This window comes from Haloarcula sp. Atlit-120R (assembly GCF_003665885.1).
Taxonomy (GTDB): Archaea; Halobacteriota; Halobacteria; order Halobacteriales; family Haloarculaceae; genus Haloarcula; species Haloarcula taiwanensis.
In genome coordinates, this window is the sequence record NZ_QPLN01000001.1 from 93,982 (window position 1) to 116,517 (window position 22,536).

The window sequence follows — 22,536 nt, forward strand, 5'->3', positions numbered from 1 at the left end:
CGCGGAAGAGCGGCCTACCAGAGTATATGCGGCCAGAAGACCGCGAAGGAAACGAGGACGAGCCCTGTCAACACGAGCGTCATCAGGACGTTCAGCACGACACCGGCCCGTATCATATCCCGCTGCTTTAGGTGGCCGCTGCCGAAGACAATGGCGTTCGGCGGCGTCGCGACGGGGAGTGCGAACGCGAAGCTCGCCGCGATAGCTCCGGTAACCGTCAGCGTGATCGCAGCCTGCACCGGCTCAACGCCGAGTGTTCCGGCGAGCACGCTCCCGAGGCCGATGAGGATCGGAGCGAGTATCGTTGTCGTCGCCGTATTTGAAGACAGTTCCGTCACCAGCACGGTGAAGACGACGACAGCAAGCACGACGAGGACCAGCGGTGCGCCGACTAGAGTATCGAAGACAGTCCGTGCCAGCCACGTCGTCGCCTCGGTTTCGGCCAGTGCATCTGCCAGTGAGATGCCGCCACCGAACAGGATAATCGTCCCCCAGTCGATATCGACCAGATTCTCCCAGTCGTCGGCGCCGGAAAGAACGAGTGCCGGAATCGCGAGCAGTCCGACCACCACGAGATACAGGACGCCGCGATGTCCCGTCAGACCGAACACAGTGTCGCCTGCGCCGCCGAACAGTGTCACGAACACCGGGTCGGGAAGAATGCCTTCGAACAGGAACCCAAGCCCACCGAGGATCCACAGGGCCGCCGTGGCTGCAAAGATGTATGCTGCGCGGCGACCGCCCGTCGATAGCGGCCCCTCCTCCGCAAGATACGCTTTCGCCTGCGCGTTCGCTCCACTCACGTCCTCGACTTCCGGCGGGTAGAGCCAGAACGTCAGAACGTACCACGTCAGTGGGAGGGTCAACACGACGATCGGAAGCCCGATGGCCAGCCACTGCACGAACGATATCTCGACACCGATGAGCCTGTCGAGAAACGCCACGGCGACGACATTTGGCGGTGTCCCGATGAGGGTCCCAACCCCGCCGACGCTCGCCGCGTAGGCCGTGCCGAGCAAGGTCGCGACCCGCATGTTCGATGTCTCGCCGTCGGGAACATCTCGACCGACAACCTCGGCAAGCACACCCAGTGCGACGGGCGTCATCATCGCCGTCGTCGCCGTGTTCGACACCCACATTGAGAGAAACGCCGTCGCAACCATGATTGCCAGAATGAGCAGTCGTGGCGAGCGCCCCATCCAGCTAATGAGGTGCAGGGCGATGCGACGGTCGATGTTGTGAGTCTGGAGCGCCTTCGCGAGCATGAAGCCGGCCACGAACAGGTAGATGAGCGGGTCGGCAAACCCCGAGAGTGCGGCCTCCATCTCGGTGTAGATGCCGAACACCGTCAGTAACACCGGTATCAGCAGCGCCGTTACCGGGAGCGGCAGCGCGTCGGTCACCCAGAGAATCGCCGCGAAGGCCATCGTCGCCAGTGCATACTGGGCGGCGATATCGAGTCCGGACGGCGTCGGGACCGCGGCTATCACAGCTGTCGAGGCGAGCGCGACGGCAATCGCCGCCGCCGTTCGTCGCGGTCGCGTTCGACCCGACCAGGTCATGGCAAGCCCCGCTGGTTAGTCACCGCGTCTCGGCGTCCGTTGGATATCCCTTCGGTCATGGTTAGAAGTTCGAAACCAGCACGCGCACCTGCTCGGTAGTCAGCTCCGACTGGTACAGATCGAACAACACTTCGAGTCGTTGCTCCGAGAGGCTCCGGTTGTTGTTCTCCAGCATCGAGATGTGAGCCTGCATGATATCGTCGATTTCCACCTCGACCTCCCGCTGGCCGAACCCCGCCGCGACGCGGAGGAGCCGCCACGCTGTCGGCGAGATGTCGTGGATGTCGATATCGTCACCCTCGCTCACCTCCATCTGCTACTATTCCCCACCATCAGACGAATGAACATAACTGTTCGTCTTAGCGTGTCAGCCGAACGTCGAGAACGACGTTGTGTTCTTTCGGGGCATACGACCGAACAGTGTGGCGCGTTTCGACCGTCACGTCGTACGTCGGCTCCGCAGCCGCCCGGATCACTCGCTCGCCGGGACCGAACAGGTCGTCCTCGTGCTGAATGTCGTAGTAATGCAGAACGCACTCGTCGGCCGCCAGACAGACGGCGGTCTCAAGAAACTCATCAGCGCTGTGGGGCAGGTTCATCACGACGCGGTCGGCCCAGCCCTCGTACTCGCCGGCAACCTCGCGTACGTCGCCACAGATACCGGTCACGCGGTCGGAGACGCCGTTTTGCTCTGTGTTTGCCCGGAGGTACTTGATCGCCGTCTCGTTGATGTCGGTCCCGACACAGGTCGCCTCGCGTTTGGCGAACGGAATCACGAACGGACCGACACCGGCGAACATGTCGAAGGCTCGCTCTCCCGCACTGACCTGCTTGGTAACACGATGGCGCTCTGTCGCCAGCCGCGGCGAGAAGTACACTTCGGCGAGGTCGAGGTCGAACGTACAGCCGTACTCCCGGTGAGTGACTTCCGTCCCCTCACCAGCGAGTACGTCCCAGTCGCGGACCCGCTGTTCGCCCTTGATTTTCGATGCGCGATTCAGCACCGCTCGCACGGGGAGGTCCGACTTCATAATCGCGTCGGCAATCGCCCGCGCCCGCTCGCCGTCGTCCTCGTCGACAATCGCGACGTCGCCGATGCGTTCGTAGCTCGGATCGAAGCCGAGGGCATCCGCCGGCATCGTCTGGCCCTCGCGGACCGGCGGGTCTGCCTCCACGACGGCCAGGTCCGACGGCACCGCTGTGGGGTCGGTGACAGGAACGTATAGCTGGCCGTCGACGACCGTGATATCGTAGCCGTCGTCGACGAGGTTTGCCTCGGCGAGGCGCTGGCGCGTCTCTTCGCCGGCCTCGCGGGGAACGCGAACGCAGGGAACGCCCATACGTCTCTTCCCCGACCGTGGGCGGTAAGCCTGACGCTTCGCGCCCTTTATGCCCGGCGGCGACCCACTCCGGATATGCTCACTTTCGTCGGACTGGGCCTCTATGACGAGCGCTCTGTCACGGTCGCAGGCCGCGACGCCATCCGGGACGCCGACCGGGTGTTCGCCGAGTTCTACACGAGCCGGCTGATCGGCACTGATCTCGAAACGCTGGAAGACGCGCTGGAGACGAGTATCGAACTCCGCGACCGTGCCGGTATCGAGCAGGACCCCGAGCCGATTCTCGAAGCCGCTGAGCGCGAAAGCGTCGTCTTCTGTACCGCCGGGGATACGATGGTCTCAACGACACACACTGATCTCCGACTCCGTGCCGAGAACCGCGGTATCCAGACCCGAATCGTCCACGGCACGACCGCCCAGACTGCCGCCGGTTCGCTGACCGGCCTGCAGAACTACCGCTTCGGGAAGGCCACAACGCTCCCCTTCGAAGACGCCCACGGCGGTGACGGCGTTCCGGATAGCGTCGTTGCTACCATCGAGGACAATCAGGACCGGGACCTCCATACGCTGGTCTACCTCGATATCAAGGTCGACGACCCCCACTGGGACGACAGCGACGACACGTACATGACCGCAAGCCAGGCCGCCGCCATGCTGTCGGAGCCATTCCCGGACACGCACGGCGTTGTCGTGGCCAGAGCCGGTAGTCCTGAACCACTGGTGGTTGCTGCTACGCTCGACGAACTCGCTACACAGACGTTTGGCGACCCGCTACATTTGCTTGTCATCCCCGGGTCACTTCATCCGCTTGAGGCGGATGCACTGGAGTCAATCGCTGGTGCAGCGCTAGAATAGCGAGTGTCGGTCCCGCGGCGCGGTTCAGTCGTCACCGGGCGCTGCGGGGCTCGACTCCGACCGGTCCTTTTCGAACGCCGTTCCGAGGTCGTACTCTGTTCCGGTCACGAGAAACAGAAGGTCCTCGACGATAACCGTGAGTTCCGGTAGCTCCCGCATCAGTACCCACGTCAGCCCGACGAGGACGATGACGGAGCCGAACTGCGCCACCATCCGGTCGACGATGTAGTAGGACACGAGCTGTGGGTCACTGAGGCCAAACAGCGTCATGACCGTTCCCGGGAAGAACTGCGCCTTCTGGAGGCCAAAGGCCAGGGCGATCCCGAGGTTCCGAAGGAGATTCAAGAGATAAATGATACCGACGGCCCCGACCAGCACGCGGAGCTTCCGCCGCCACGGTGCCTTGACTGCCAGTATGCCGCCGGCGAAGATGGAGATGCTGCCGATACCTGTACAGGCCAGAATAATAGTGTACGTTATCGGCCGCTCGTTCCTGTCGAACCAGAACGTGTTTTCGTAAGGGTACTGCTTCGACGCGATGTCGATGCCGTTGTACGAAAGCCCGTCGACTACCATCGGGTCGTACCCGATGAGCGTCATCAGGAAGGCGACCTGATCAGTGACGATCTCGATGATTGTCTGGCGGAGCGGCCCGATAGTGAGAAAGGGCACGTAGATGACCCCCATGATACCGATGGCACGGGTCAATACCAGCAACGACTCCCGGCCGTTCCAGAGTAAATAGCCGGTGTACAGCGACAGTGGGACGGCCATGACGCTTCCCAGTCCCTCGACGACGCTTTTCTGTATCAGTATGAAATGCGGGGCCAGGACGAGCCAGTACGCCGCGAATAAAACCCAGCCGGCCGTGCCAACGGGGCGAGCCAGTCGCGTATCATACTGCGCAACGGCCACGCTTCCCAGAAACGCCGCAAGAACGAGCCACATCAGCGGTTCCGAAACTGTGACCGGGTCGAACGACAGTCCAGCGATGTCGACGCCTGCCTGCAGGACTGTCTCACTCATTGCTCGTACGTTAGCCAAACCGGCGTATATGTTTTGTCGTTGCGCTACTGTGCGGTAGTGTCGTCAGACCGACCTATCGGTAGCGCTGTCGCTACCGGCGTAGCGCACGAAAGAAAGAACGGTGTTCAGGGACCGGAGGTGTTCCGGTTAGTTGTCGCGTCGGACGGCGAGGAGCGCAGCAGCGACGAGCGCGATGAGCGCGATAGCTGCCGTGAAGCCGGGACCTTCCGCGGCGGTGGTCTCAGCTTCTTCGGTTCCGGAGTCCATGGTGGTGGCCTCCTCAGTCTGCTCCTCGGTTTCGGTTTCCGTGTCCGGCGCTTCGGTTTCGGTTTCCGTGTCCGGCGCTTCGGTCTGCTCTTCCTCGGCTGAGACGGTCACGTTCGCACTGTCCGTGACGGCGGAGCCGTTGGCGGTGTATGGACCGTCAGCGCCCGGGAAGTCGTACGCTTCGTTGCCGTTGGTGTCGAGGTGCGGCATCGCGATGGCCGTGAAGTCCTCGTCCATCGGCTCGTCGAGCGTGATCGTGATGTCCTCGTGGCTGCCTGCCTCGAGGTACTCCGAGTTCCCGACAACGCTACCCTCGACCTCGCCGTCAAGGAGAGTGCTGTCGTGAATCACGATGAAGCCACCCTCGGACAGCTGCGCGCTGTCGACGACGACTTCGCTTCCGTCGGATTCCTGGTCACTGATGCTCACGGTGGCCGTGTCGGCTTCGACGATGCGGCCGTCTTCCTCGTCGCTGAAGTCAGAGCCACCATCGACGTCGAGCGTCTGGACGGTGAAGTTCGTGCCGGCGGAGTATTCGCTGAAGTCAGCCGTGGCAGTGTACGTGCCATCAGGTGCGACATCAGTTTCCGGGCGGAGGACGAACGGGTTCGCCTCGCTTTCAGACTCCATCTCAACTTCGAGTTCGGAGCCGGGGGCGACGTTCGTCGTACCAGTCACTTCCTGCCCGGCCGCGGCCGAGACCGTGACAACACCGCTGTCGTCAAGGTTCAGCGTCGCGTCGCGCTCAGACGTGGTGTAGATCGCACTGTCACTGTTGCGGTCGTCGGTCAGCGGACCCTCTCGGACGGAGAAGGTCGCGTTGAGGCGCGTGTCCTCTTCGCCAACGATCGTCTTGCCGTTTTCGAACGCAACGTCGCTGGTATCAACAGCGACGAAGTAGGTGTTGTTGTCCGGGTCGTCGACAACAGTTACGGCGCCACTGCTGTTCGAGAAGTCAATCGGCTGTTCCTCAGCGTTCGCACCGACATCGGTTCGGTTGACGTAGAGTCGGAGGCCGGAGTCCGTCGTATCAGTGCTGTTGATGCGGTCCGGCGTGGTGTCGGTCGCGTCAATGAACGCTTCGGTTGCGTCAGACGCGCTTCCGTCTTCCTGCTCGTATTCGAGTGCACCCTCGATACCGGAGGCCTGAATCTCGTGGACGACAACGTCCTCGGCTGCGAGGTCGTCGGACTCGGTGAGGTTCACGCCGATGCGGTCGTAGATATCGACATCGTCATCGTCGATCTCTGCGTCGCTCGGGGCGGCCCACGTATTGATGCTTTCAACGGAGTTCTCGTTGAGGCGAAGCGTCCCGACTGCGTCGGGGCTGGTGACGTCAGGGGAAGTCCCTGCAGTCACGTTGATCGAGTAGGAGCCGGCTTCAAGTGCGTCGTCCGAGAGCGTTCCTCGGTTGAAGCTGCCACCCTCTTCGACCTCATCAAGGTCGTCGTCACCAGGGACACTGAGAACCGTGTTGGTTCCATGGGTCCCAGCGGTGTAGCTGTTGAACTGAACAGTGACTTCGCCGTCACCATCTTCGTCGGTCAGCTGACCTTGGATGTAGTAGTTGTCGTCTTCCTGGCTACCAACGTTAATCACGGCGTCCTCGGTGTTGGACATCTGGACCGTGATGTTGGCGACATCGCCGAGCTCGTCCTGAACGGTTCCGGTTTCGAAGCTTGCCTCACCGTCGTCGGACTCGGAGACGTTGATCTGGTCGGATTCCGCGGAGACGCCGGTCTGGTTGTCCGTCACCTTGACGTAGTACGGACTGTCGTCGGCGCTCTGGTTGCCGAAGTCGAACACGACATTTTCGTTACCTTGGAGGTTTTTGACAATTGTGTCAACCTTGTCGTCGTCTTCGTTGAACAGCGTTGCGTTGGCCGGCTCGCCACCACGGTTCGTGGAGACGTTGACAGCCAGCGTGTCTGTGTCGTCGATGTTGGCACCGTCGCCGACATCATCGTCGATGTTCACTTCCAGACTGAGGTCGCTGACTGTGACGACCGCTTCCTCAGTATTGTCGACACTGATCGTGTAATCCTCGCCAGTGTCGAAGTCACTGGTGTCAACGGTGTAGACTTCACTGTTGTCAGTGTACGAGTCGGACAGAACGACGCTGTCTGCATCAACCTCGATGGATGGGCCGTTGTTAGTGGCGTCTGCGTCGGTGTCTTCAATGGCAATCACTTCGCCGCGGAAGGCGTTGATGTCCGTATCGTTTGAACCAGACGCCTTAATCGTCTCGGACGTCACATCAATGTCCTCAGCGACGATTGTGTTGTCGCCACCGGTGAGGTTGCTGACCTTGACAGTCAGGTTCCGGTTCGGCTGAACGTCCTGAGCAAGACTGAACGCGAGACGTCCGTTCTGCCCGTCAGCACCGACGCTGGTGATGCCGTAGTTGCTCGGGTTCTTGTTCCCGTCGAGGTAGACATCGATGTCAGTGGCAGAGACTGCGCTGCCGGTCGATCCATTAAGTGCCAGTTCAACTGTGCCGCTATCGTATTCTGCTGCCTGCTCGACGCTGACGTTCGCGGCGGCGGCTGCGCCACCGGAGAACGCGATGGTCCCGGCAAATACCGAGAAGACCATCAGCGCCGTCAGGAACAGACTGCGGATTTTTTCGCTTGTATCTGTCATGTTTGTGTTTGCTATCGGGCGACCCCAGCAGTTTTCCACCTGGTCGGAACGCGGCCACCGAGGCCCCGCATAGACCGAACCGGCGTACTCACTTCTGGCGTCATGGGTAGGGGTATCGGTACATTGCCCGAAGTGTGGTAAATGCTTTGTGGAATAAAGCTGGTAAGTATACTACAAGTAGTCATCAGCGAATAATGTTTTTGAACATATATTTACACCTGATATGGTATTTCCGTTGACCTGTTAGATAATTAGAAAGGATCCACGCCGGCTGAGGCAGTTGTCTGAAGAGCGCCACAGACCGGTGTGTCTCACTCGGAGTTCATTTCGAAGAGAGCGCCAGCGTCCGACTATACCCAGTCACGACTGACAGTCGGCAATTAGCTGCATGGAAGCGAAGGCACAATCCCGAATCGGGAACCGGGCCGCGAATCGGTGACGCTGTATGAGACTGTTGGCACTGCCCACGTGCGCGCGGAAGAAAGAACGGTGTTCAGGGACCGGGGGTGTTCCGGTTAGTTGTCGCGTCGGACAGCGAGGAGCGCAGCAGCGACCAGCGCGATGAGCGCGATAGCTGCGGTGAAGCCAGGGCCTTCCGCTGCAGTGGTCTCGGTTTCAGTGTCCATCGGCGTGTCCTCAGGCGTGTCCTCAGGCGTGTCCTCAGGCGTGTCCTCAGGCGTGTCCTCAGGCGTGTCCTCAGGCGTGTCCTCAGGCGTGTCCTCCGGTTCCTCGGCTGAGACGGTCACGTTCGCACTGTCCGTCACGGCAGAGCCGTTCGAGGTGTACGGACCGTCAGCACCCGGGAAGTCATACGCTTCGTTGCCGTTGGTGTCGAGGTGCGGCATCGCGATGGCCGTGAAGTTCTCGTCCATTGGCTCGTCGAGCGTGACCGTGATGTCATTGTAGGTACCGGCTTCGAGATATTCGGAGTTCCCGATAACGCTACCTTCGACATCGCCGTCAAGCAGTGAGCCGTCGTGGATGACAATGAACCCACCGCTAGACAGCTGCGCGCTGTCGACGACGACTTCGCTTCCGTCGGATTCCTGGTCACTGATGCTCACGGTGGCCGTGTCGGCTTCGACGATGCGGCCGTCTTCCTCGTCGCTGAAGTCAGAGTCACCATCGACGTCGAGCGTCTGGACGGTGAAGTTCGTGCCGGCGGAGTATTCGCTGAAGTCAGCCGTGGCAGTGTACGTGCCGTTTGGACCGACAGTTGCTTCCGGACGGAGGACGAATGGATTTGCCTCACTTTCAGACTCCATTTCGACCTCAAGCTCGGAGCCAGGAGCGACATTCGTATCGCCGCTCACGGTCTGTCCGGCCGCGGCTCCAACAGTAACGAAGCCGTCCTCGTCGAGGTTCAACTCCGCGTTGCGTTCGGACGTTGTGTAGAGTGCGCTTTCGGATGTGCTATCGTCGCTCAACGGCCCTTCCTGAACGGAGAAGGTCGCGTTGAGTGCCGTGTCCTCTTCGCCGGTAATCGTGTTACCAGACTCGAACTCAACATCACTGGTGTCGAGAGCAACGAAGTAGGTGTTGTTGTCCGGGTCGTCGACAACAGTCACGGCATCACTGCTGTTCGTGAAGTTGACGGGATCTTCATCCGCGTTCGCACCGACATCGGTCCGGTTGACGTAGAGTCGGAGGCCGGACGCACTCGAGTCATCATTGATACGATCCGGCGTAGTGTCGGCAGCGGCGATGAACGCCTCAGTCACGTCGGAAGATCCGTTATCTTCCTGCTCGTATTCGAGGGCACCTTCGATACCGGATGCTTCGATTTCGTGGACGACGAGATCCTCAGCTGCGACATCGTCGGACCGCGTGAGGTTCTCACCGATGCGATCGTAGATGTCGATATCCTCGTCGTCGATATCCGCGTCACTCGGTGCAACCCAAGTCCGCATATTCTCGACTGAGTTCTCGTTAAGTCGGAGCGTTCCAACATTATCAGGGCTGGTGACATCTGGGGACGTCCCTGCAGTCACATTCATCGAGTAGGAACCGGCTTCAAGCACGTCCTCATCGAGGGCTGCTCTGCTTCCGGTAAAGCTACCACCCTCTTCGACATCATCGAGGTCGTCGTCACCGGGGACACTGAGAACCGTGTTGTTGTTGTTAGTCCCAGCGGTGTAGCTGTTGAACTGAACAGTGACTTCGCCGTCACCATCTTCGTCGGTCAGCTGACCTTGGATGTAGTAGTTGTCGTCTTCCTGGCTACCAACGTTAATCACGGCGTCCTCGGTGTTGGACATCTGGACCGTGATGTTGCTGACATCACCAATCTCATCCTGTACAGTTGAGGTTTCGAAGCTTGCGTCACCGTCGTCGGACTCGGAGACGTTGATCTGGTCGGATTCCGCGGAGACGCCGGTCTGGTTGTCCGTCACCTTGACGTAGTACGGACTGTCGTCGGCGCTCTGGTTGCCGAAGTCGAACACGACATTTTCGTTACCTTGGAGGTTTTTGACAATTGTGGCAACCTTGTCGTCGTCTTCGTTGAACAGCGTTGCGTTGGCTGGCTCGCCACCACGGTTCGTGGAGACGTTGACAGCCAGCGTGTCTGTGTCGTCGATGTTGGCACCGTCGCCGACATCATCGTCGATGTTCACTTCCAGACTGAGGTCGCTGACTGTGACGACCGCTTCCTCATTATTGTTGACACTGATCGTGTAATCCTCGCCAGTGTCGAGGTCACTGGTGTCAACGGTGTAGACTTCACTGTTGTCAGTGTACGAGTCGGACAGAACGACGCTGTCTGCATCAACCTCGATGGATGGGCCGTTGTTAACGTTGTCTGCAGAGGTGTTTTCAACGGCAATCACTTCACCGCGGAAGGCGTTGATGTCCGTATCGTTTGTCCCAGTCGTCGTGATTGTCTCGGATGTCACGTCGATATCCTGAGCGACGACGGTTCCGTCACCGCCACTGAGACCGGTGACCTTGACAGTCAGATTCCGGTTCGGCTGAACGTCCTGATCGAGACTGAACTCAAGACGTCCAGTCGTCCCGTCGTCAGTCCCATCGACAGAGGAAACATTGTAATTACCGGGGTTCTCGTTCCCGTCAATGTAGACATCGATGTTCCCTCTTGGGACTGCGCTGCCGGTCGATCCATTAAGTGCCAGTTCAACTGTGCCGCTATCGTATTCTGCTGCCTGCTCGACGCTGACGTTTGCGGCGGCGGCTGCGCCACCGGAGAACGCGATGGTCCCGGCAAATACCGAGAAGACCATCAGCGCCGTCAGGAACAGGCTGCGGATCTTGTCTGAGTTTCCTGTCATAGTTTGTGTTTGCTATCGGGCGACCCCAGCAGTTTTCCACCTGGTCGGAACGCAATCACCGCAATCGCGTGTAGACCGAACCGGCGTACTCACTTCTGGCGCCATGGGTAGGGGTACAGTCTAAACGATAGGTGTATACTGTAAATGTTTTGTGGTTAGGATATCTGACTGTCATGACTGGTCAAGGATTGAAACGCCGTCCGTGGCGATCAGATGTAGGAGAAGCAGCGTGGATTCCAAGCTATAATTCCGTCATTCGTGCGTCTGACGGGTTGAATGTACATCGTGGAGCTGGTTTCATTGGCCAGAGATACCAGACCCTCACGAGTGCTAACTGCTCACTCAGGAACGAGTCCGCAGAAGAACCACACCTGACAGCTACGGCATAGGAGGATTGAACGGTCACTTCCGACTAGTACCGTCAGTTCGTTACAATTTCGATTTCACGGCTATCGGGGTCTTTGGTGAACGCGTAACGGTCGTCACAGCTACCGGGATCACGGTAGTCCTCGGCGTGGCGCCCCATCAGCGTCTCCCACGCGTCGTGGAGGTCATCAGTCTGAACCGCGAGGTGCCCCCACGCGTCGCCAAGTTCGTAGGACCGGCCGTCGTAGTTGTATGTGAGTTCGACTGACATCGCCTCGTCGGGAGCATCTTCGGGCTTGAGGAAGTACAGGGCGAAGTCGTCGAACTCTTCGCGGCGGAACAGGTCGTAGTCGAGCTTTCGGGTGTACCAGCCGATAGCCTGGTCGGCGTCTTCGACGCGGATCATCGTGTGGTCGAGCGACCACTTCGCGCCGTGGTCCCGCTCGACGATCTCGATCTCATGGCCGTCGGGGTCTGTGACGAAGGCATAGGAACCGCCACAGGAGTCTGGGTCGCGGTAATCCTCGACACCGGCGTCCATCAGGTCGTCGTAGGCGTCGTACACGTCATCACAGCGGACGGCGATGTGTCCCCACGCGTCGCCCATCGTGTACGAGCGCCCGTCATGATTGTACGTGAGTTCGAGCAGTGCACCCTCGTCGTGGACGTCCTCCGGACCAAGGAAGACATTCGTGAACGTGTCGGCTTCCCAGCGGCCCTTTTCCTCGTAATCGAAATACGTCTGGTACCAGTCTAGCGAGGCGTCCAGATCCTCGACGCGCATCATCGTATGATCGAGTGACCACATACACGGCATGTGGTCCGAGCGAGCGAAAAGGCTACCGCCACAGGCGGTTCCGTCCGGATTCGATACTGCGGGTCACCGCGTCGCCGAACTGGTCCGAATTGCCGGCAGATAGTACCACCAGACCACGGCCAGTAAGACGAGAGAGCCTACCGGGACAGCCACGTAGTTGAGCCGCCTGTTGAATCCCAGAAACACGGGAAACTGGGTCAGACCCGCACCTGCAAGAGCAAGAGCGGTGACCCGAACATCCTCACGCCAGACGACACCGGCGGCAGCGCTGGCCAGGGCAAGGGCATACAGCAGGACGCCTGAACCCCACGACTCGATAAACTGCGGGAGTGCGTTGGTAAACCGAACGAAGTAGCTATAGGCCGAGAGTAGCTCCGGCGGATTCGTATTAAAGAGCCCAAAGGAGAAGATGAGCGTCAGTTCTGCTCCGATTAGCACTACTGTCCACGGGACGAGGCCGGCAACGACAACGGCCACAAGACGGCGTCGGGGACCGCGATCCATATCTGGTCGCAGGGCTCCACACCCATGAACGCATCTACTTCTTTGTCAGAACTTGGATGTCGTGTGCACGCGCGGGCCGACGCGCGACAACCACTACCGGTTGGCGACGATTCGCAGGATATCTTCGTCCGCGAGTTCGTGGTCACGCCCGACCTGCTGTTCGTCGTGCTTGGCGCTCGGGCCGGTCACACGAGCGAAACGGAACCGCTCGTCGAAACTTCCGCCGAGTTTCTCGCAGGCGTCGTCGACGGTGTCTCCCTCACGGAGGATCAGCGGTTCCTCACGGTCAACGCCGCGGCCCGGCTTGTCCATGTAGATCCGTATCAGGCCGAGCTCCTCCCAGATGCGTTCGGTGAGGCTGTCCAGCCCTTTCTCCTCCTCGGCGCTAATAAAGATCGCTTCGTCGGGGTCGATGTCCCGCTCTCGGAGTTCGTCTTCGACTTTCGGGAGGTAGTCTGGCTCAATGAGGTCGGCTTTGTTGACCGCGACGAGCGAGGGCAGGTAGACGCGGTTGTCCATCACACCGTCAACGAGCTGGTCGATATCGATATCCTCGCCGATAGTCACGTCGGCGTTGACGTAGCCGTGCTCACGCAGGACGGCCTTGACTGTCTCGTCGTCGAGTTCGACGCCGGAGGCCGTGTTGACCGAAATCCCGTCTTTACCCTTCTTTCGAACGTTAACCCACGGCGGGTCCTGATCGAGGCGAATCTTGTTCTTGTACAGCTCTTCGCTGAGGCGGTCGTACTGGTCGATCTCGAAGACGGAGATGAGGAAGACGATGAGGTCCGCGGTCCGGACAACGGACAGCACTTCTTTCCCACCACCGCGGCCGCCAGCAGCGCCCTCGATGAGACCCGGAACGTCGAGAATCTGTATGTTCGCTCCCTTGTGCTTGAGCATCCCCGGGTACACGTCGAGCGTGGTGAACTCGTATGCGCCGGTCTCGGACTCGGCGTTGGTCAGTGCGTTCAGCAGCGTCGACTTCCCGACGCTTGGGAACCCGACGAGCGCAACAGTCGCGTCACCGTGTTTCTCGACGCCGTAGCCACCGCCACCGCCCGACGAGGCCTGCTGTTCGAGCTTCTCCTTTTTCTCGGCGAGCTTGGACTTCAGCCGACCGATATGGGCCTCTGTAGATTTATTGTAGGGAGTGCTGGCGATTTCGTCCTCGAGTTCCTGAATCTCCTCTTCGAGCCCCATTAAGTGTATGTCGGCCCCTCACACCGAATAAGGCTTTCCTCCCTCGTCGACGCCACCCCCGCGGCACGCGTCATGGCTGTCTTCCCGTTCAGAATGGTCAAACGACCCTCATGTAATTCGACACACCTATAGGCCACCCTCCGTCATATGTCGATAATGGGAGCGGCGAGTCGGTTCCGCGACAGTACGCAGATACTGCTGCCAGTCGGTGCGCTCGACGGGATTCGCGATGAGTTGGAACAGCAGTTCACTGTGAGTGTTCATCAAGACGGTGAGCAGATTCGGATCATCGGCTCTCCGGTCGAAATCAAAGACGCAAGTGATTTTCTCGCACGGCACGGCGTGACGTTCGCCTGAGCCGACAGGGATCCTATTTTTTGTCGTGCTGGACGCTCCGTCGATAGAATAGTGAGCGTTCGAGCGTGTGGAGGCCTCACGCAGCGATCCGTGAAACGCAATCCTTTAAACCGCCGCGAGGATTCCACTATGTATGGCTGGAACTATCGAAGTCCTCGTTCCCGGTGGGGAGGCCAACCCTGGCCCGCCACTCGGCCCGGAACTCGGCCCGACACCGGTGGACGTGCAGGCAGTCGTACAGGAGATCAACGACCAGACGGCAGCGTTCGACGGCACCGAAGTCCCCGTCACCGTCGAGTACGACGACGACGGCTCCTTCGAGATCGAAGTCGGTGTCCCGCCGACGGCCGAACTCATCAAGGACGAGGCCGGCTTCGAGACTGGCAGCGGCGAGCCTCAGGAAGACTTCGTCGCTGATCTCTCCGTCGACCAGGTCAAGCAGATCGCCGAGCAAAAGCAGACTGACCTGCTCTCCTACGACCTGAAGAACGCCGCAAAGGAAGTCGTCGGGACGTGTACCTCCCTCGGCGTCACTATCGAAGGCGAAAACCCACGCGAGTTCAAGGAACGCATCGACGCGGGCGAGTACGACGACGTGTTCGCGGCCGAAGCACAGGCGTAAGTCGGACCGCTGTGCGACTGGCGTGTGTTTTCCCTTGCTTTCGACGCTGCTGAGCCACTGCACTGTCTGCTGGACCCCCGTCAACAACTGGTCCCTGCGAACCGGAAACACGCCCGTCAGCGGCCCTTGGGCTGGTTCGACGGGTTTAAGTGTCGCATTGGCGTCTACCCGCACGAGACAGGCATCCGCCTGTTTCACTGACCCGTAGAAGCCGATTGGCGTACTACGGAGGTGAACAATGGCAGATCAGGAAATAGAGAACGCAGTCTCGCGCGCACTCGAGGACGCACCTGAGCGGAATTTCCGCGAAACGGTCGACCTCGCTGTGAACCTGCGCGACTTAGATCTTAACGACCCGTCGAACCGCGTCGACGAGTCCGTCGTGCTTCCTGCTGGCACCGGTCAGGAGACCACTATTGTGGTCTTCGCCGAGGGCGAAACCGCCCTTCGTGCTGAGGAAGTCGCAGACGACGTACTCGACGAGGACGAACTCGAGGAACTGGGTGGCGACGACGACGCCGCCAAGGACCTCGCCGATGACACTGACTTCTTCATTGCGGAGAAGGATCTGATGCAGGACATCGGTCGCTACCTCGGGACCGTCCTCGGTCCGCGTGGGAAGATGCCGGAACCGCTCGACCCCGACGACGACGTCGTCGAGGTCATCGAACGCATGAAAAACACCGTGCAGCTCCGCAGCGGGGAACGGCGAACGTTCCACACGCGGGTCGGCGCGGAGGACATGTCCGCCGAGGATATCGCGGACAACATCGACGTTATCCTCCGCCGTCTGCACGCGGACCTCGAGAAGGGCCCGCTCAACATCGACACGGTCTACGTGAAGACGACGATGGGGCCTGCGATGGAGGTTGCCTGATATGAGCGCCGAATCCGAACGCAAGACCGAGACCATTCCCGAGTGGAAGCAGGAAGAGGTCGACGCCATCGTAGAGATGATCGAGTCCTACGAGAGCGTCGGCGTCGTCAACATCGCCGGGATCCCGTCCCGACAGCTACAGGACATGCGACGTGACCTGCACGGGACCGCCGAGCTCCGCGTCTCCCGGAACACGCTGCTTGAGCGTGCACTCGACGAAGTCGACGACGGACTCGAAGACCTCAACAGCTACATCACCGGGCAGGTCGGGCTCATCGGAACCGACGACAACCCGTTCTCGCTGTTTCAGGAACTCGAGGCCTCCAAAACGCCCGCACCCATCGGTGCCGGCGAGGTAGCCCCGAACGACATCGTGATTCCGGAAGGCGACACGGGCGTCGACCCCGGTCCGTTCGTCGGCGAACTCCAGAGCGTGGGTGCCGACGCACGCATTCAGGAGGGCTCCATTCAGGTCCTCTCCGACTCGACGGTGCTTGACACCGGCGAGGAAGTCTCCCAAGAACTCGCGAATGTGCTGAACGAACTCGGCATCGAACCGAAGGAGGTCGGTCTCGACCTCCGCGCCGTCTTCGCCGACGGTGTGCTGTTCGAGCCCGAGGAACTGGAACTCGACATCGACGAGTACCGGAGCGACATCCAGGCGGCTGCCGGCCGAGCGTTCAATCTCTCGGTCAACGCCGACTACCCGACCGCGACGACGGCCCCGACGATGCTCCAGTCCGCTCGTGGCAACGCCAAGAGCCTCGCGCTCCAGGCGGCCATCGAGGACCCCGAGGTCGTGCCTGACCTCGTGAGCAAGGCCGACGCACAGGTCCGTGCGCTCGCCTCGCAGATCGACGACGAGGAGGCACTCCCGGAGGAGCTCCAGGGCGTCGAGGCCGACGTGGCGACAGAGGAACCGACTGACGACCAAGACGACGACACCGCATCCGAGGACGACGCCGACGCCGACGACGCGGCCGAGGAGGCCGACGACGGCGACGATGACGACGATGAAGACGCCGGCGACGCGCTCGGAGCGATGTTCTAACAACTCACACTACAACAATGGAATACGTATACGCTGCACTCATCCTGAACGAATCGGGCGAAGAAATCAACGAAGCCAACCTCACCGACGTGCTTGACGCCGCTGGCGTCGACGTCGAGGAGTCCCGCGTCAAGGCCCTCGTCGCCGCCCTCGAGGACGTCGACATCGAGGAGGCCGTCGACCAGGCCGCTGCGGCACCGGTGCCGGCAAGCGGCGGCGCGGCCGCACCCGCAGAGGGTGACGCCGACGAAGCCGACGAGGCCGACGAAGAAGCCGAAGAAGAGGCTGCCGACGACGGCGGCGACGACGATGACGACGAGGACGACGAGGCAAGCGGTGAGGGCCTCGGCGAACTCTTCGGCTAACTCGGTTCAACACAGCTCAGTTTTTTCTTTGCGTGCGCTCGACCGGTGAGAGGAGTCAATACTGACCCCGCCGATAGCCGTATCTCTATTGGACAAGTATGCTGAGCCACGACCGAGCTGTAATCCAGCGTGTACTGCCTGACATACGAGTCTGATTACACCGAAAACGGGTCTGCTGCGGCCTTAGCTACCGATCGTAATCGTATCGGAGTCAATCGAGATGGGTGAGTCGTTCGTGGTTGCGCCACTCTCGTCGACTTCCTTCAGGTAGATTTCACCCGTCGCAGTATCGTCAACCGACCCACTGGCCGTGTCGTTGTACACTGTGACTTCGTACGTGTAGTATCCGGCATCGAGGTCGGTATCGTAGCCAGCCCACGCCGGATACGCATCGGTCCCGGTAAGGTCACCGCTACCCACGGTGACGTTCTCAGTGCCTGTGTACACTGTACTGCCGTCACTCTTGTTCTTGACAGTGAGGCTCACCTCGCGTTTGTCGCCGACAGTTCCCTCATTGTTGACTTCGACGGTCATTCGCTGTGCACTACCGCGGCGTTCGATGAGCGTCGAAGTGTTGTAAGTCTCTGCACCGATATTGATGCCCTGCGTGTCGTTTACCACGACATTCGACCGACCAACGAAGAACGACTGCTTTGCTGAGGTGCTGTTCCGTGTCTGGACGTAGTACGTGTAGTTACCGCGGTCAGACGGGAGGCTGAGGTTCACCTGCTTCGTCTCTTTGCTTGTGAGAACGTTGGTTGTTGCGGCGTCAGACACTGCGAACGTCGAGCTCGCGTCGTCGGTGTTCTTTGCATAGAGTTTCACATCGGCGGTTCCGCCTTCTCCTCCGACGTTCGTGACGTTGACCGTAGCGTTTGCAGACTCGTCATTGTCGATTGCGCTCGTGGCGCGCACAGAGTCGACTTGCATGAACTGTTCGTCAATGTCGCCGACGTAGATATTTCCGCCCCACTGCTTCCCAGTAGCGGACTCGGAGCGGTTGGGGTTCGTGAGATTGAACCTGTACTGGTACGATTGCCCCGGAGCCTTACTTGCAGTCGCCAGCTCAATGTTGAACTGTGCCGTTTCGTTTACTCCGATCTTTTTATTCCGCGTCTTGATTGTGCTTCCATCGAAGGTAGGCGTGAGCTCTGCAGTACCGGCGGTGGTACCAACGTTTTTCACCGTCACCGTTACCTCTGCGTTCTCTGTTTTCAGAGTCCGCGCTGGGGCATCGACATCAACGTAGTTGAATTTCGGCTCCAAAACCTCGTTTTCAATAGAGTTGGTCTTGAATATAACCACCGCGTCGTTGTAGTCAGGATCGCCGTAACCGTATGCGTTGCTGGGGCTTGCGTTATCTTGTGAGAGTTCATACAGGTACACAAATTCACCGTCAGCGAGGTTTAGCCTCGCTGATCCGTTCGCAAGTGCGGTGAGCCGTTGCTCACCAAGCATATCCCGGAGTTTCCGCTGTGCCTTGCCGGCCTGCCCGTAGCCGGGAATCACCTCTCCATCGGCCAATATGTCTGCGTTTGAGCTGCTTTCGTCGGTAGAAATTCGGACCCCACCTGGATTGCTGCATCTCTTGGTGTAGTAGTTCGTGCCGTCTATCTTGAACCGAATGTCCGTATACGTCGTTTCATAGCAATAGTAGGATGTGGCGGTGACGGAGAAGCTCGAATTCGCTTCGAAAGTCTTGGTGAACTCGTATGGGTCCGGATAGTCGTCGTTAATCAGCCGTCGTTCAGCATGCGGGCCGTTCACATCGCCGTCTTCGAAGCTGTATCCCACGTCGCGCCACAGTGGAATCTCGTGGTCGCCGGACTGATTGTTGACGACCAGATCCATGTCTACTTTCGTGTGCGTAATCTGATAGCCGTTACTACCCTCAAGCTCAGCTCCCTTGAGTTCGATTGTTGCGTTGACCCGCTCGTTGGTTGTCATCCCTCCCTCGTCACGCTCGACCGCAGTATTCGACCGCACGTTTAGGAGTCGCCAGGCAGTCTGGTTTTCAGTGGTAAAGTTCACTCGATAGAGTCCATCTTCGGACGGCGCTGTAACGGTCTGTGTGACCGTCGTACTCTCTCCCGGGCCAAGCTGTTCGTCCGTTGACTTGTCGGCTCCCCAGTCTCTGCCGATGCGAAGCGTCTGGGAGCCTTCTTTGCCCCCAGTGTTCGTGACATTGAAGCTGACTTCGGTCTTGTTCTCTGGCTCGACCGGGTTGTCGACGCCGAGGCCAGTGATATCGAACACTGGTGGGGCCGACCCGCCGACAGTGAAGGTCCCATAACTGCGGTCGTCCGGCGTCTCGACGACGTAGGTGTAATTACTGTATGACGGTGCAGTGAGCGGACCGCCAGTGAGAGTTACCGTCTCTTTTTCTGAACCGCTGTTGGTTCCATTGAGCGTGAGCGTTTTCTCCTTCGATTCAACCTTTGTGTTCGACTCGTTTTTGATGAGTATTTTGACGGCGTCGGACTTACGGATATTGCCGGTATTTTTGACTGTCGCCGCGATCGTGACTGTGTCACCGCTCTTTACCCCACCCGGTGGCGAAACCGATGTCACCTCAAAGACACCGACGTCACCGACAACGAAGTAGTGGCCGTCGTCGCTGTACTGCGAATACGTGTCGTCGTCCGTCGTGACCTCGATATCGTAGGTCCCGTTCTCGTCGGTCGGCATCGCCGATCCAAAATCAACTGTCCGGCTGTTGCCCGGATGGACTGTCACGTGCCGCGTAGCGGTCACCGAGCCATTAACCAGCAGCGTGACGCTCTGTTCGGCTGTCATACTGCCGTTGTTTTCGACTGTGACATTCGCTTCTGGGACCTGATTGAGCCGTGCTGTTGCGGGGATCGAGGCACTAGTTATATTCAGTGACGGTGATCCGGGCACAGCCGTGTAGTTGACCAGCTCGTAGGCTTCGTCTTGCTCAGATGCCACAGTGAAGTTGTGTACACCGCTGTCGGCATCTATCGACTTGCTCACGCTAGCTGAATCGCCACCAGTAAGCGTGACCGTGGCTGTCGCATTATCTGCCGCCCCGGACCGATTCAGTCTGATCACTTGGGTGTCTTGCAAACCACCAGAGTTCCGTATCGTGGCATTCACAAGTGCTTTCTGACCGTCTGATGGGTCTTCTTGCACCGACATGTTCCGTACTTCGAACACCGGGTCGCTCACGTTGCCAAGTGCAAAGTTAATATAGATGGTCTCACCCGGCTCCGCTGAATTCGGAGTCACCGTGACGTACTTGTCGTCGTATGCGTCCTGTGCCCAGTCCGCCCACGCGCGAGCGTAACTGCTGTTCTCGATTGTCAACGTAGCGTTGGTGACCTGTGACGGGGCACAGGTGGTGCTCGGCGAAGAAGAGTCCCACGAGCCGTTCCGTACGCCTTCGTATGTCGCCTCAGTGAATAGCGCCGTTTGAAGTGCTGCTTCGTGTGATCGGTTCGCCGTCGTGTTCGATTGAATCGCGACCGAACTCCCCCCCATCTGGTGCCCAGAGATATTCGCGAACGAGACTGACAGCGCCCCTTTATCGTAGTTCACGGCCGGGGGCGACGACATCGTCGCGCCCGACTCGGTCATCCGCCATACACCTCCGCCTTGATAGCCAACTTGTTGGCCGTTTTCCTGATACTGAAGCGTCTGCAACGTCCGATTCCCCGTCGAACAGGTCGAGTTACGGTTCAGCGTCAGGCTGTATGTCGCGTCGTCCGTCACAGCGACATCAGACCGAACCCGGTCCGGAAGCTTAACTGACTCACTGGTATCTGACCGCTGGAAGCTCTGATCGACCGACAGCAGCACCTCCTCAGCGAGCTCGACATTCGCGTCGTCGTTGATATCTCCGATTGTCTGCTGGCCCGCCTGAACGATCAGTATGGCACCAATGATGACTGCACTCGCCAACAACACCACACCCAGAACGTGCGATACACCCCGGTCTCCAGCCCCCCGGCTGCCCCACTCGAACATACTCAAATACATACCAACTATTGCACATAAATGTACTGTTTCAATATAAATTAATGAAGATTTATCACGGACATCCAAGCATGACTATCACACATACAGTCTCAACCCACCACAAATCCCACGCTACACGACTGGCGCTCCTGCTTTGCATTACAATATGTACAGCAACTATTCGGTAATCAGCCAAGACAATATGCTATTGTCTGTGCCATTTTCACTCATGATAGCGTAAGTGGTGGACAATAACAATTTCACAAACAGCACAGACCTTGGTTTGCTCAGTACCTGCATCCGAGGGGACTAGACGCTACCTGCGAAGCCAGGACTGCAAACGCAACTTCTAATTGGAGAAAGACGTGTAATTACTGGTCTGCCCTTGTGGGTGACCGTACGTGTTCTTTACTGTTACGAACAGCGTTGTAAATTCGCTTATCTGGGCCGGTATCAAATCTGCCTGGCTGCACAGTTGACCCGTTGAGAGTCATGGTAACTCCTCAACCACAGTAGCACAATAAGGATGGACTCGCCGGGATTTGAACCCGGGGCCTCTCCCATGCCAAGGGAGTGATCTACCCCTGATCTACGAGCCCTTGTGTGCATTATCTGCTTCCCGATGGGATTGCTTAAACCCATCGAAGCACCGGGACATAGGGAACCGGCCTCATGGTCGCAAACAGATCAGTATTGCATCGACTTCCAGGGGTGCGTGGAGATCTGGTAATTGGAGTTACAGTACGGCCACAATGGTTATAACGCCTGATACCATCCCTACAGTAATCTCAGTTCAGTGAATCAGGCTTATGAACCGTAGGAAAAATGAGACGCAGTCTACCAACCGTCGTGTCGCCCGGGCACTCTGGATCGGAAGGCCCCAGCGCGGGCAGACGACACTGGACTTCGCAATCGGTATGAGCTTGTTTTTGAGCGTCCTGATATTCATTTTCCTGTTCATTCCGGGACTTTTGTCGCCGTTTTCGGCAGGGGTTCAGGAGGAGACGGTCACGACTGACAGAGTTGCCGACGGCCTCACAATGGGGATGCTTGGTTCGCCACAGCAGCCGTACGTTCTGGACGAACACTGTACGCGAGAGTTCTTCGCTGGAAACGCACCACCGTCAGGATGTGGCTACGACTCCGGTGGGAGTACAGAAGAACGGGTTGGGCTTGATCCGGCTTTGGAGAACGTGAACGTCACAATTCGGGGGAATGCGACGGCAACGGCAGCCACCGACGAAACGCTCTGTTGGGATGGAACAGATGAGGAGCTCGTTGCGGCCAGTGGTGGCTGCGGAACGATACTCACGACTGGCGGGAATCCGCCGACAAACAACGACGCGTCGGTCACTGCGCTGCGAGTGGTATCGCTGAACGGGCAGGACGTCACAGTACGCGTGGTGATGTGGTAGC

General features: G+C 59.1%; 17 protein-coding genes and 1 tRNA gene. 7 read left to right on the top strand and 11 right to left on the bottom strand.

The genetic code is table 11. The features are described from left to right. Positions 1-14: 14 nt before the first annotated feature. The 3 genes from DVK01_RS00530 to DVK01_RS00540 all read right to left on the bottom strand — a co-directional run bounded on the left by DVK01_RS00530 (position 15) and on the right by DVK01_RS00540 (position 2,902). Complete coding sequence (locus DVK01_RS00530; RefSeq protein ID WP_121535092.1) at positions 15-1,562, bottom strand: DASS family sodium-coupled anion symporter; 1,548 nt, start codon at positions 1,560-1,562, stop codon at positions 15-17. 61 nt (positions 1,563-1,623) lie between these two features. Beyond that, complete coding sequence (locus DVK01_RS00535; RefSeq protein WP_101350451.1) at positions 1,624-1,875, bottom strand: hypothetical protein; 252 nt, start codon at positions 1,873-1,875, stop codon at positions 1,624-1,626. 46 nt (positions 1,876-1,921) lie between these two features. Further along, entirely contained in the window at positions 1,922-2,902 is a 981-nt protein-coding gene (locus DVK01_RS00540) for a class I SAM-dependent methyltransferase family protein (protein WP_121535093.1), read from the bottom strand. Positions 2,903-2,977: 75 nt separating this feature from the next. On the opposite strand from DVK01_RS00540, the gene dph5 reads away from it, so the two are divergent. Further along, complete coding sequence (gene dph5, locus DVK01_RS00545) at positions 2,978-3,757, top strand: diphthine synthase (RefSeq protein WP_121513075.1); 780 nt, start codon at positions 2,978-2,980, stop codon at positions 3,755-3,757. Between the two features lie 24 nt (positions 3,758-3,781). Here dph5 and artA read toward each other — a convergent pair whose 3' ends face one another. The 6 genes from artA to DVK01_RS00575 form a co-directional block, all read right to left on the bottom strand. Then, positions 3,782-4,783, bottom strand: coding sequence for an archaeosortase A (gene artA, locus DVK01_RS00550; protein ID WP_101350454.1), 1,002 nt, complete (start codon positions 4,781-4,783; stop codon positions 3,782-3,784). 147 nt (positions 4,784-4,930) lie between these two features. Then, positions 4,931-7,693 carry a BGTF surface domain-containing protein gene (locus tag DVK01_RS00555; protein ID WP_121535094.1) on the bottom strand — a complete coding sequence of 921 codons (2,763 nt, stop codon included), beginning with the start codon at positions 7,691-7,693 and terminating at the stop codon, positions 4,931-4,933. Positions 7,694-8,208: 515 nt separating this feature from the next. Beyond that, complete coding sequence (locus DVK01_RS00560; RefSeq protein WP_101350456.1) at positions 8,209-10,980, bottom strand: BGTF surface domain-containing protein; 2,772 nt, start codon at positions 10,978-10,980, stop codon at positions 8,209-8,211. A gap of 421 nt (positions 10,981-11,401) precedes the next feature. Then, a complete protein-coding gene (locus tag DVK01_RS00565; RefSeq protein WP_101350457.1) occupies positions 11,402-12,154 on the bottom strand; it encodes a VOC family protein in 753 nt (250 codons plus the stop codon). 72 nt (positions 12,155-12,226) lie between these two features. Continuing rightward, positions 12,227-12,667, bottom strand: a complete 441-nt coding sequence (locus tag DVK01_RS00570; protein ID WP_101350458.1) for a TIGR04206 family protein — start codon at positions 12,665-12,667, stop codon at positions 12,227-12,229. A 93-nt stretch (positions 12,668-12,760) separates the two neighbouring features. Continuing rightward, positions 12,761-13,870 carry a GTP-binding protein gene (locus tag DVK01_RS00575; RefSeq protein ID WP_101350459.1) on the bottom strand — a complete coding sequence of 370 codons (1,110 nt, stop codon included), beginning with the start codon at positions 13,868-13,870 and terminating at the stop codon, positions 12,761-12,763. A 156-nt stretch (positions 13,871-14,026) separates the two neighbouring features. Between DVK01_RS00575 and DVK01_RS00580 the strand changes: the two genes are divergently transcribed. From DVK01_RS00580 to rpl12p, 5 genes are all read left to right on the top strand, one after another. Further along, positions 14,027-14,227: a hypothetical protein gene (locus tag DVK01_RS00580; RefSeq protein WP_101350460.1), complete on the top strand. Its 201-nt coding sequence runs from the start codon at positions 14,027-14,029 to the stop codon at positions 14,225-14,227. A 133-nt stretch (positions 14,228-14,360) separates the two neighbouring features. Beyond that, positions 14,361-14,849, top strand: coding sequence for a 50S ribosomal protein L11 (locus tag DVK01_RS00585; protein WP_101350461.1), 489 nt, complete (start codon positions 14,361-14,363; stop codon positions 14,847-14,849). A gap of 238 nt (positions 14,850-15,087) precedes the next feature. After that, entirely contained in the window at positions 15,088-15,726 is a 639-nt protein-coding gene (locus DVK01_RS00590) for a 50S ribosomal protein L1 (RefSeq protein WP_053969032.1), read from the top strand. A gap of 1 nt (position 15,727) precedes the next feature. Next, positions 15,728-16,777 carry a 50S ribosomal protein L10 gene (locus DVK01_RS00595; protein ID WP_121513069.1) on the top strand — a complete coding sequence of 350 codons (1,050 nt, stop codon included), beginning with the start codon at positions 15,728-15,730 and terminating at the stop codon, positions 16,775-16,777. A gap of 17 nt (positions 16,778-16,794) precedes the next feature. Next, on the top strand, positions 16,795-17,142 hold the full coding sequence (gene rpl12p / locus DVK01_RS00600) for a 50S ribosomal protein P1 (protein WP_121535095.1): 348 nt from the start codon (positions 16,795-16,797) through the stop codon (positions 17,140-17,142). Positions 17,143-17,325: 183 nt separating this feature from the next. Here rpl12p and DVK01_RS00605 read toward each other — a convergent pair whose 3' ends face one another. Then, the gene (locus DVK01_RS00605) at positions 17,326-21,129 is read right to left on the bottom strand and encodes a CARDB domain-containing protein (RefSeq protein ID WP_121535096.1); all 3,804 of its coding nucleotides are present in this window, start codon (positions 21,127-21,129) and stop codon (positions 17,326-17,328) included. Between the two features lie 518 nt (positions 21,130-21,647). Continuing rightward, a tRNA-Ala gene (locus DVK01_RS00610) sits at positions 21,648-21,719 on the bottom strand. A gap of 210 nt (positions 21,720-21,929) precedes the next feature. On the opposite strand from DVK01_RS00610, the gene DVK01_RS00615 reads away from it, so the two are divergent. After that, positions 21,930-22,535, top strand: a complete 606-nt coding sequence (locus DVK01_RS00615; RefSeq protein WP_101350465.1) for a hypothetical protein — start codon at positions 21,930-21,932, stop codon at positions 22,533-22,535. The last annotated feature ends 1 nt before the right edge of the window (position 22,536 follow it).